7 protein-coding genes are annotated in these 12,034 nt (G+C 50.6%); 4 read left to right on the forward strand and 3 right to left on the reverse strand.

The window, feature by feature from the left end; all coding sequences use genetic code 11:
- Positions 1 to 116: 116 nt before the first annotated feature.
- Positions 117 to 815 (reverse strand): hypothetical protein, encoded by a 699-nt coding sequence (locus tag V2I46_02100; protein ID MEE4176280.1) that lies wholly within the window; start codon positions 813 to 815, stop codon positions 117 to 119.
- A 431-nt stretch (positions 816 to 1,246) separates the two neighbouring features.
- Here V2I46_02100 and V2I46_02105 point away from each other — a divergent pair, with 431 nt between their 5' ends.
- From V2I46_02105 to V2I46_02120, 4 genes are read left to right on the forward strand one after another with little or no spacing between them, the layout of a single operon-like run.
- Entirely contained in the window at positions 1,247 to 3,952 is a 2,706-nt protein-coding gene (locus V2I46_02105; protein MEE4176281.1) for a TonB-dependent receptor, read from the forward strand.
- A 2-nt stretch (positions 3,953 to 3,954) separates the two neighbouring features.
- Positions 3,955 to 5,037, forward strand: coding sequence for a DUF4249 domain-containing protein (locus tag V2I46_02110; GenBank protein ID MEE4176282.1), 1,083 nt, complete (start codon positions 3,955 to 3,957; stop codon positions 5,035 to 5,037).
- Between the two features lie 23 nt (positions 5,038 to 5,060).
- Positions 5,061 to 7,376: a hypothetical protein gene (locus V2I46_02115; protein MEE4176283.1), complete on the forward strand. Its 2,316-nt coding sequence runs from the start codon at positions 5,061 to 5,063 to the stop codon at positions 7,374 to 7,376.
- A gap of 3 nt (positions 7,377 to 7,379) precedes the next feature.
- Complete coding sequence (locus tag V2I46_02120; GenBank protein MEE4176284.1) at positions 7,380 to 8,099, forward strand: hypothetical protein; 720 nt, start codon at positions 7,380 to 7,382, stop codon at positions 8,097 to 8,099.
- A gap of 360 nt (positions 8,100 to 8,459) precedes the next feature.
- Here V2I46_02120 and V2I46_02125 read toward each other — a convergent pair whose 3' ends face one another.
- Together V2I46_02125 and V2I46_02130 are read right to left on the reverse strand one after the other, a co-directional pair.
- Positions 8,460 to 10,517 carry an acetate--CoA ligase family protein gene (locus V2I46_02125; GenBank protein ID MEE4176285.1) on the reverse strand — a complete coding sequence of 686 codons (2,058 nt, stop codon included), beginning with the start codon at positions 10,515 to 10,517 and terminating at the stop codon, positions 8,460 to 8,462.
- 156 nt (positions 10,518 to 10,673) lie between these two features.
- A complete protein-coding gene (locus V2I46_02130) occupies positions 10,674 to 11,324 on the reverse strand; it encodes a hypothetical protein (GenBank protein ID MEE4176286.1) in 651 nt (216 codons plus the stop codon).
- Positions 11,325 to 12,034: the final 710 nt, after the last annotated feature.

Here is a 12,034-nt window from a genome sequence, read left to right on the forward strand (position 1 = left end):
AGAAACAACAGATTTTTTTTCATAAAACCACGCTTGAATTTCCTGTTAGATACCGAAATCCAGGCGGAGTTTAATGTAAGAACAACTTTTTTCCGGACAGAAAAGGTTTGCAAATGCTATTTCTTCTTTCCCATCACCGCAGCGATAGCCAGCAACACGCCCAGCATGATACCCAGGAGGGCGGCGAACAGGACGCGGTATTCGCCAGGCAGCATAAAGGTGATGGTATGGGCGGGGATCCAGAATAAAGGAATGGTCTTTCGGAAGACAAAACCCCATTGCACCCGCCAGTTAATGCCGGCCATAATCTCTCCCGTATTAAAGGGTTTCAGCAAGCCGCTGATGGTGCCCCCGGTTTGCTCAATATGGGTGTCGGTGATCTTGTGGATGGTCATCATTACCGGGGCATAGATCAGGTTCATGGCAGTGCTGGTCAGGAATGCCGTGGTGAGCTTCAGCCCGCTAAAGCCAGGATGGTCGAGGATGCCGGGAGCGCCGCTGAGACCAAGGTAAGCCAGGAACTGCGGGGTGCCCGTGGAGAAGATCACAAAAGCCATTTGTATCGTCAGCCCCAGAATCCCCCAAACCACCGCCCGGGGCAAGACGCCAAAACCCGCCTGATGATAACGCCCGGTTTTGATCCTTAGCCCGATCACTTCCCCCAAAGTAGCCAGAATGGCAAATTTTACAAAACTCATGATCATTCCGTGCTGCTGATTAAACAATTTGTAGGTTTCCAACAGGGGGTCGATCACAAAAAAGGGAAGGAAAAAGAGTAATACGCAGGCGATAAAAATCAGGTCTTTCTTTTGCATAAACCAGGCAGTTAATTAATGGGAAATAAAAAGGCTATAAAATATTTTCGGCAAATTTAAACCAAGCCGTTGAATTCTTATCTAATATGAACATTGTTTCCATGATATTTTTCCCATTGGGGAGAAGTAATAAATTTTGACAGTCCGCTAAAATTGCGGATATTTGCCTCCGCTCTAAAGAAATGGGATGGCACAGCAAGCAAAACATCAGGGCAGGCAGCAAAGTTTAGTTTATTGTTCAAATCCGGACTTTAGCGTCCGCAAGTGAACACAAATTTTCAGACAATTCCGGCAGGTCTTTTTAATGAATGATTGGATCATAGGTTTTTAATAAAAATGGCATATTTTATGTTGAAATTCAATTGTTTATACGATTATCAGCTGACATTCGAACACAATTCTAATCCAGAAAAAGCTCCTCACTATCAACCATGATAATTTACCGAAACATTTTTGTTCTTCTATTTTTCGTTACGATCACAGGGTTTCTTTCTTCCCCTTCCTTTTCGCAGGGCACTCCCCTGCAAACTCCTGAAGAACTTACTGCCGCCCAGGCCATTCATTTGCTGGAGCAAAAGCACGGCACCCGGATATTCTTCAAGGAAGAATGGTTTGGGGATGTTAGTTATAGCGGCGAGTTGCTCGACCTGCCCCTTCCGGATGCATTAACCCGCCTCACGCGGGGGCACCGGTTGAACCTGGTCACCCTGGATGGGATGATCTTCTTGGTGCCCGACGAAGGTGGCCAGCTTGAGTTAGCCCCAAGCGAAGACCAGATCGTGGTGGGCAATCCCTCGGAGTATGGCCGTTTTTCCAAGGCCACCCTTACGGGCCGTATCCTGGATGGCAGCACCGGTGAGCCCTTGATGGGCGCTGTATTATATGAAACAGAAACAGGCGCAGGAGCTTCTTCCAATTTCGATGGGTATTTTAGGATGGAACTTCCGGTGGGCGACCTGAGGCTGCGCATCTCCTATGTGGGGTACGAGGACCGTTACCAGCAGATCAGGCTGATCAGCCCCGGCAACGTTGAATTTGACCTCTTCAGCAGCAGTACCCAGCTCGAAGCATTTACCATCACAGCACAGCGGGCCGAAGAGAACATTTCGCGCACCCAGATGAGTATGATCAACCTCGATGCACAAGCTATAAAAGAGTTGCCGGGCACCTTTGGTGAGCGCGATATTGTGCGCAGCATTACCCTGATGCCCGGCATACAGTCGGTCGGCGAGTTTGGCACCGGCTTCAACGTGCGCGGCGGAGGGGCTGACCAGAACCTGATACTGCTCGAAAATGTCCCCCTGTTTAATTCTTCTCACCTTTTCGGCCTAATCTCGGTGGTCAACCCCGACCTGGTTAACAGTCTAAGCCTGATCAAGGCAGGAACCCCGGCCCGCTTTGGGGAAAGGGCTTCCTCTGTCATGGATATTCGCCTGGGCAAAGGACTGGATAAGGAAAAAACCACCATCATGGGAGGGATAGGGCTTCTGAACAGCCGCCTGTTGTTTGAGACCCCCATCATCAAAGAAAAAATCACCTTCTCTTTTGGGGCCAGAACATCGTATTCCGACTGGTTCCTGCAGAAGATACCCAACGATGACCTGCTAAACAGTTCGGCTGGGTTCTTTGACCTGACCGGCACCCTGAATGCAGCCCTGGGACCCAAAAACCGCCTCACCCTTTTTGGCTATCACAGCGCCGACCGCTTTGGCTTCGGCGGCGATACCGACTACAACTACCAAAATACTTTGGCTTCCCTGAGGCTGAACAGTGCCATTAACGCCAGGCTCTCGTCCACCTTTATCCTGGGGATGAGCAACTATAATTATCTCATTGAAGAAACGCCCGACATCAACCCCTATATCCACCAGGGAGTCAATTCGTCCATAGACTATTATAACCTGAAGTGGTTCTTCTCGTGGCTGCCCGTTCCCGACCATAAGATCGAGTTCGGGATCAACGGCTTCCATTATGGCATTGAACCCGGCATCATGAAACCCATTGGTGATCAGTCGCTGATAGATCCCAAAACCATGGACCGCGAACAGGCCCTCGAACTGGCCGCTTTCATCAGCGATGAGATCGTGCTCACAGAGCGCATCAACCTGGAACTGGGGCTCCGCTTTACGCAATACCTTCAGCTTGGCCCCGGAAAATCTCATCTTTACGAAGAAAACATGCCCAGGCTGCCTGAAAACATCATCGACACCCTTTGGTACGATTCCAACGAAGTCATGGCCAGCTATAACGGCCTGGAGCCCCGCGCTGGTCTGCGATTTAATGTCGGAGAAACCTCCTCGGTGAAATTAAGTTTCTCCAGGATCAACCAGTACATTAATCTCATCTCAAACACCTCCGTAATGGCACCCGCTGACATCTGGAAACTCAGCGACCGCCACCTGAAGCCGCTGCGCAGTGATCAATATGCGGTGGGTTATTTCCGCAATTTCCTTGATAACAGCATTGAAACCTCCGTGGAAGCATATTTTAAACAGCTGCACAACGCCATTGAGTACAAAAGCGGGGCCGAGATTGCCCTGAACGATTACCTGGAAACCGATATTATCAATGCAGAGGGATATAACTACGGGCTGGAGTTTTATGTCAGGAAAAACGCCGGAAGGCTGACAGGCTGGACCAGCTACACCTGGTCGGCAAGCCGGGTAAGATCGGCCAGCCCCTATGCTGAAAGCCAGATCAACGGCAATGAATATTTCCCCTCAAACTTTGACCGTCCCCACAACCTGGTGATCAATGCCAACTATCATATCAGCCGCCGCTGGCGCCTTGCCGGGACCTTTACATACAACACCGGACGGCCCATCACGCTGCCTGAGCATACCTTCCTGCAGGGAAGCAACCAGTTGATTTATTATTCCGACCGCAACAAATACCGGCTGCCCGACTACCATCGCCTGGATATCAGCATCACCCTGGATGAAAACCTGAGGGTAAACCGCCGTGGAAAAGGAAGTTGGACCGTCTCGATCATGAACCTTTACGGCAGGAAGAACCCCTTTTCAGTCTTTTACAAAAAGCAGCCTACGGGACTTTATGAGCCACGTTCCTTCAAGCTTTACCAGCTTTACATCATTGGCCGCCCCCTGCCTACCCTAACCTATAATTTCTCGTTCTGACCATGAAAAAAATCAACATAGCCCTTTGGATACTATTGTCTGGCGTGCTTTTCTTTTCAGCCTGTCAGGAAGAATACCGTGCCACACTGGATAATACTGAACCCCTGCTGGTGGTGGAAGGCCTCATCACCGATCAGCCAGGACCACATACGGTTAAATTGACCAGGACCGTGAAGTTCCAGGAGGTCTTTGCCCCCGAAAAAGTCCTCGATGCCAGTGTAAAGATCACAGGCACAGATGGAACAGTGGTGTTCCTGCAAGAAAACCAGCCGGGCGTTTACCAGACACCCCCTGATTTCTCAGGCGTCATTGGCGAGAGCTATGTGTTGTATATCACAACCTCCCAGGGTGAAGAATACCAGTCGGCACCCCAGGAGATCATTCCCCCGCTTACCATCGATTCTGTTTTCGGCCAACTGGGGCAGGAAGTCTTTTACCACCACTCCAACATCTCCGACAATGTCTATATTTCTGCCATTGACGGCACCAATACCTTTCTTCAGACTTCGGGAGGGGTGGAACAAACAGCCCGCTACCGCTTTATTTCCGACTTATACCTTCAGTATATCATCGTTTATCAGTTTGGAATGGCGGCCGAAACCTATGACTATTGCTGGGTCAAACGCACCATCAACGAGCAGCTGGGCACCGACATCGGCAACCCCAACAGCCTGCCCCAGGCCACCGATAAGGTGGGGTTCGTGATCAGGAACCGCAACGACTTTGTTTATTACGGCATCAATGCCCAGCTCTATGACATGCACCGGGTGATGATTAATAAGATCTTCACCCTGAATGAAGACAGTTATTTGTTTCATAAGGCAAAAAATGAACAGCTGGGTGATGAAGGGCGGTTCTTCGACCCCATCGCCTCCCAGCTCCCGGGGAACATCCAGTGTACCTCCGACTCCTCCCAGGAAGTCCTGGGCCTCTTTGAAGCCTCTTCCGAGTTTGTCATGACTTATAAGGTCATTGCTGATTTCTTCGAAAACAACGTTACCATTGAATTTATCGGAAACCTGGACACCATTCCCCGTTCGGGATGCCTTTATGAGCAATTCCCTGATCATTGGCTCTTTCCATAACCTTGAAAACAAGTATATTAAACGTGAAATATAAACGCTTTCTTTCGTTCTTCGCTTTCCTGGTGGCCATCATGCCCCTGCATGCAAATTCCTGGGGCATTCCCTCCAACCCCCGTGAAACGATTTTCCTTCTCACCGATCGCGACCTCTATGTGGCCGGCGAAAATCTCTTTTTCGACCTGACCTTGTTCTCCGAACCCCATATCCAGGGAAGAACCAGTGGATTTGCCTACCTGGCACTGCGAAATGAAAGGGGCATCATTCAACGGGCTGCAGTTGAACTGGATGACCAGCAAGCCCATGGTAACATTTATCTGCCCGACACCCTTTCTTCAGGATACTATGAACTTATTGCCTTTACCAATTGGATGCGCAATGCAGGTGAAGAGTGGTATTTCCGTAAACCCTTGTATATTGCAAACCGTTTCGATACCGGCCTGGAAACGCTTTTCCCTCCAGCAGATACTTCACCCAAGGTAAGTTTCTTTCCTGAAGGTGGCGCCTTGGTCAGCGGCGTGGAGAATAAAGTGCTGATGGTTAGCAATGGTGAATTTGATGCTTCATTCAGGAAGGTCACCATCCTCAGCGAAAGGGGCGATACCCTGGCCCAAACCCGGCTCAATGAGCATGGCTGGGCTACAATTCCCATCATCCCGCAAAGCGGTCTGGGTTGTGTTGCCTACCTGGAAGGAACGGATGAGACGTTCCGGCTCCCTGCTCCTTCCGATTCTGGAGCAGCCTTCCATGCCTTCCGGCAAAATGGCAACATCCTGGTTTCGGTTGAAGCCCAGCCGGAAAAGACCTTTAGTGGAAATCTGACCTTTGAGCAAAACGGACAGGTGATCAGGCAGTTCTCATTAAACCTTGCTGCTGGACAAACCCATTCTCAAAGCTTTCCTGAACATGAACTCCCCCGGGGATTAATCCTGATAAAATTAAACCAAAATGGCGGGATAGAATCTGGCAAACGATTCTGGTATCACCCTGCTAACCCTGCTGGCCCGCAATTTTCGCTGAACGGCCAATTCTCCAAAAGGGAAAAGATCGTTGTTGATATTCAGAAAGCCGGGCAAATGGCCCCCCGGGAACTCAATATAACCCTGGCACGAAAGGAAGCTTTTCAGGACGCCTCATTGGGTCTGCAAAGCTGGCAAAATGCCATGGATCTTGCCAGGGCATTGCAGATGGAGCCGAACAAAGCACTGGAAGCTTTTGGCGCTCTGTCCCCTGAGGCCATCAACCAGCGCCTGGCATGCATCACAGCAAAAGAGGGGTTCGATTTCAGCAATGCCCCCGAGCGTAACGTTTTCTTCATGGAAACCAACCAATTGATCGTGTCGGGAAAAGTAAGCCGGAGTCTGGATGGAAGCCCGCTCGAAAACGTCAGGATAATCCTCAGCACCCCCGATACCCTGGTCAATCTAAGGTATTCCCGAACCAATGATCAGGGAGAATTCCAGTTTCTGCTCGATGGCTATTACAACGACCGGGAACTGGTTTTCACTCCCGACCCCGAAACCTATATAGGCCTCATTGACATTGAGATCTTCGATAAATTTGTGTTCCAAAAACCTTTTGAAAAGTCCTGGTTCAAGGGACTTGCCGCCAAAAAAGAATATCTCTTGCAGGCCCAGGAGGTGGTGAGTGTTAACAAGGCTTTTGGCATTTCCAGCCTTGGTGCCAGTCTCACCCCCGAACAATATTACTTCACTGCCCCCCGGCTTTTTGCAAACCCGGTGAGCCTTATTCGCCTGGACAACTATGCTCCCTTAAGCGATCTTCGCGAAATCTCACGGGAACTGATCCCTGCCTGGCGCATCCGGCAAAATGGGGATGAATACAGGCATACCATCGTCAGCGCCAACGAACGCGAACAACTCGAAGGCTCACCCATACTGTTTGTCGATGGCATTGTTACCTATGATCTGGCTCCTTTGATAGAGCTTAACTCGGCTACCCTCACGGAGATCCAGGTGCATAACCTCGAGTGGATGCATGGAGAGATGTATTTCCCGGGGATCATTGCCCTTTTTACCCGTGAAAATATCTGGCAAGAACTGGACCTGAAACCATCTCCAACCATAGTGTTCCATGATGCGCCCTGCAGGCCCGGCCGTTTCGTGTCACCCCGCCATGATAATGAAGCTAATACTGCCGCGCAGCCCGATCTGCGAAACCTGCTGTTCTGGGAACCTTCCCTGAGAGTCCGTTCAGACAGGGACACCCAACTGGAATTTTTTGCCGGTGACCTCAGCGGCGAATACCTGCTGACCATCCAGGGCCTCTGCCCCGATGGCAAGGCCATTCATTTTCAAAAAGTGATTACCATTAAGCCCTAACCCATGTTTAAGCCCATCATAACGATCCTGTCTCTGCTGATCTTTTCACCGGTTCTGGCCAATGAAGAGAAAAACGATGCCATGGTTCCCCCCAATCAGGCCAGGTTGTCGGGAGAGGTGTTCTCGTTCTCCCTTAATTCACAAGGCAGTATGTACTTGCTCCAGGAATGGAATCCCGGGCGTGTGACCCTAACCACCGGTGAAGTGGTGGAAGTGAAGCAGTTGCGTTACAATGGATACCTCGACCAGCTCATCTGGCTGAACCCTGCCAACTTCCAGCCAATCCAGATCGACAAGCAAATGGTGCGTTCCTTTAGCCTGCTTGTTCCTTATCTGGAAGACAGCCTGTATTTTGAGAATATCACCTTTAAGCGATGGTATGAGCCCAATCCCATCAATATTTACGCGCAAATGATGTACCAGGGAGGCATCCGCCTGCTGGTCCACCGCAGCATCCATACCAAAAGGGAAGTTATCGAAAACCGTGGAAACGCCTTGGTGGCCAGGGCCCAGCTAAAACCCAACCCGGCCTATTACATCCTCATGCCCGATAACCAGGCCCGGGAGGTCAAACGCTTTAACCGTAAAGCCCTTTACCGCCTCTTTCCCGAGCATTCACAAGAAATCAAGGATGCCTTCAGAAGCCAGCGCCTGCGCATCCGCAACGAAGACGAACTTATTGAGGCCGTGAAGATCATCGACCAGGTCCTCGGGAAAGGTTAAGGTTGAGGTTGAGATCAGCCCTTAGCTATTGGCTTTTGGCTATTGGCCCACTTCTCTTCCCCCATGCCGTTATGAGCGAAAACCTTTACAATCTGTTTAATCAGCTCATCTTCGCATCTTCGCATCTTCGCATCTTCGCTTCCTCGTTCTCTATGCCCCATGAAATCTCCGGTTCCACTAATGTTCGCTGATAATAAATATTTGTTTACAAGCGACTTACATCATTGCTTATCTATGGACGGTTTCTTGATGGCACACGAATGAGGCTGATGCGACGGATTTTTCTTTCTACTTCTTACTTTTTACTTCCTACTGCTAATTGATATGCGTCCTCGCATCCTCGCTTCTTCTCTTAAGTCTTTACTTCACCAGGTTAATCCTCGCGTCCACCGCCACCACCTGTTCGCCTTTGCCCAGCAGGGGGTTCAGGTCCATCTCGTAGATCTCGGGGGCAGCTTCCAGCAAGGCGGAGAGGCGTACCAGCACCTCCGAGAACCTGTCTTCGCTGATGCCCTCTTGGCCGCGCACCCCCTGGATGATCCTATAGCTCTTCAGCCTGCGGATCATCCCCAGGGCATCATCTTTTGAGAGGGGTGAGAGGGCCGAGGAGACGTCCTTCAGCACCTCGATAAAGATACCGCCCATACCACACAGCACCATATGCCCGAATTTATCCTCACGCTTGGCGCCGGCGAACAGCTCCGTGCCCGACAGCATCGGTTGCATCAGGATGGCCGTGGTGTCCTTGATCTGCATCATCCGGGCGAACTCACGCTTCACCCCTTCTGCATCCTTCACGTTGAGCACCACCCCGCCCACGTCGCTCTTGTGCACGGGTCCCACGACTTTCATTACCAGGGGGTAACCAAGTTGCTCAGCGGCTTTCAGCACCTCTGCCTCTGTGGCGGCCACGGCTTCGCCTGCACGGGGGATGCCCGCTGCATCGAGCAGGCCCTGCACCGCTTCGGGAGCCAGGTATCCATCTCCTGCCCCCTCGATGATCGCACGGATTCGCTGATGATCCACGGCAGGCAATTCTACTTTCTCAGGACCCGGAGCCGGGGTATGGTAAACCCTGCACAGGGCATTGCCCAGGGTCACCTCATCGGGGAAGTTGATCCGTCCTTTGGCAATGAAGTCTTCCACCTCGGCCTTAGCGGTCAGGGTGCTGGGCAATACCGGGAAGACGGGCTTGCGGGCCGTCAGCATCTTCTGGTGCAGCACCTCATAGACGTCGAAGAGGGGGAACAGGCCGGGGGTGCCAAAGATGACCACCATCCCGTCAATGTTGTCAAACTGATTATCCACGTAGTCGATAATGATGCCCAGCTGTTCGGCCGTTCCCGTAGCCAGGAAGTCAATGGGATTGGCCACCGATGAGCCGGGGAAGAGCTTGGTGAGCAGTTCCTTGCTTGCGGGGGTATCTATATGTGGAACCTCCAGACCGCTGTTGGAGAGGGCGTCGGTGAGCATCACCGCCGGTCCGCCTGCGTGGGTGATGACAGCTATGTTCTTGCCTTCCAGCCGGGGGTGCATAAACACCGAGGCCACGCTGATAAGGTCTTCACGCCCGCTGCAGCGCACGATGCCTGCCTTGCGGAACAGGGCATCCACCGCCACATCAGGACTCGCCAGCGCCCCCGTATGCGAGCTGGCGGCACGGCTGCCCGCGGCAGAGCTGCCCGCCTTGATGGCAGCGATGCGGCATCCCTTGCGAATCAGCGAAGAGGCGTGCCTGAGCAGCTTCTGAGGCTTGTCGACCTGTTCAAGGTAAAGCAGTTTTACCCGTGAACTGCTCTCAGGGTCAAAGGTCTCATCGAGGTATTGCAAAATTTCCTCCACCCCCATCTGGGCGCTGTTGCCCACCGAGAACACGCTCGAAAAGGTAAGCCCCTTGGGGATGCCCGCCTCCATGATGAAACAGGCCGTAGCACCCGAGCCCGAGATGAAGTCGCAGCCTTTGGGATCGAGTTTGGGTATGGGGTAGGTGAAGATGCTTTGGTGATGGGGGGTGAGGATGCCCACACAGTTGGGGCCTATCAAAGCCCCGTTCACGCTGTTGATGGTGTCCACCACTTTTTTCTCCAAGGCCGCCCCCGCCTCGCTTTCCTCGCTGAAGCCCGCCGACAGGATGATAAAGGCCCGGGTGTTCTTCTGATGCGCCAGCAGATCCACCGTGTCGGGCACAAAACGTGCGGCAATGGCAATCACCGCCAGGTCAACCTGCGGCAGCTCGGCAGGGTTCTGAAAGCTGGGGATGCCCTGCACCTCGCTCTCCTTCAGGTTGGTGACATACAGCTCGCCCTTAAAGCCCCCGTCAATGATGTTTTTTAAGATTTTGCCACCCGGCTTGGTGATGTCGTTCGACCCGCCCACCACCACGATGGACCGAGGATTGATCAGTTGCTGGTTGATCATATTCCGGAAAGTATTTTATGTTTTTGCGTATGTAAACTTTCCGCTAAAATAAGCATATTCGGGGAAACCGGGAGGATTTCCATTGCTTAGAAAACGCAATGGTCCTGAAAAAAAGCAATGAGAAATTTGAGTGATTACAGGTTTCTCTTATCCAGGCTAAAACCCGGATTTAGTGAGAGATTCATTTTCAATAACAGAAAAATTAACCCTGAATGAAAGGCTATCAGTAAATCCCTGACCCGCTGCACAAGTAATATATAAAACGTTTTCAAGGGTTGTAAAATAATCACCGGGCTCCAGGGGCTCCATAGCCACCAGGTTATGTGCCCAACACTCGCTTGAGCCTTCCGGGTTTGATGCCCCTAACCATGGAATCAATAAAAACCAACTATCTCCGAAAATGTCTATTGAAAATGTATAATAGCACCACACAGAGCTATGTGGTTTACCATAACTAATGACACTGTCATTAACTAATTGCAAAACCTCCCCTAATCCCTTGAACATATTATCACGCTTTCTTATCGACAAGCCTTCAAAATCGTGGATCACCCTGAAACCAATCAGGAATTCTTCACCTTCCACAAAAACACTCTTGGGGTTATGCAAAGTGTCGGTAACAATCAAATCAAGCCTGAACCCCTCAAACTCATAGCGATGCATTCCCGGCCCGAAAACCTGACCTAACAACTCAAAAACAGGCTCCTCCGGCTCTTCCACAGGCGGATCGTTTTCGGGTTTGCACGCCTGTAAAAGAACCAGCAGCGGTAGGACTAAAAGCACCCAAAAAATAAAACCTTTTTTCATGATAATTTTTTTAAGGTTTACTTTATAAGTATTTACATCTCATAAAACCTATAGATAAACAAGAATTTTGTTTTTTTCCTGTTTATTTTATTTATTTCCAACACCTAAAACATTCATTTTCAAAAATATAATTTTTTTCAATTATTTCCAAATATATTAAAAAAAAACATATTACACTCAGGCTTATACTTACTGAAATTTTCTCCGCGCGCTCCCATTTGGAACAATTCTGTTTCAAACATTCCGAACTTATTCAAAATGCCACCATCGACCCACCCCGGTCGTGCCCGGCCGAACCAAACACGATCTTCACACGAGCATGGTACGAGCGTGGTTAAATGAAAAATGAAAAAGGGATTACACGGATTGGTACGGATTCCACGGATGATGGCATGGGGCATGGAGCGTGGTGCATGGGGTTAAGCCGCGTAGCGGCGACCGTATGGTAGTAACGGCATCCCCCCCATTCCCGTTAAGCCGCCTAGCGGCGACAGTATGGTAGAAAAGGCTCCCCCTGTTCCGTAAAGCCGCGTAGCGGCGACAGTATATTTGACAGGTAAGGAGGCGGAGTATTCAGAGACTCCTTTATCCACCTTTCCTTTTGGGAGAAAGGATAAAAAGGATAAAAAGGACAAAAAAGATAAAGTCCTTAAAATGGAGGATTTCCCTTCCCCCCCTTCAAAAAGGGATGGAGGTGGAGCGGGAGAAAT

Source organism: Bacteroides sp., from assembly GCA_036351255.1.
In the GTDB taxonomy this organism is placed as follows: domain Bacteria; phylum Bacteroidota; class Bacteroidia; order Bacteroidales; family UBA7960; genus UBA7960.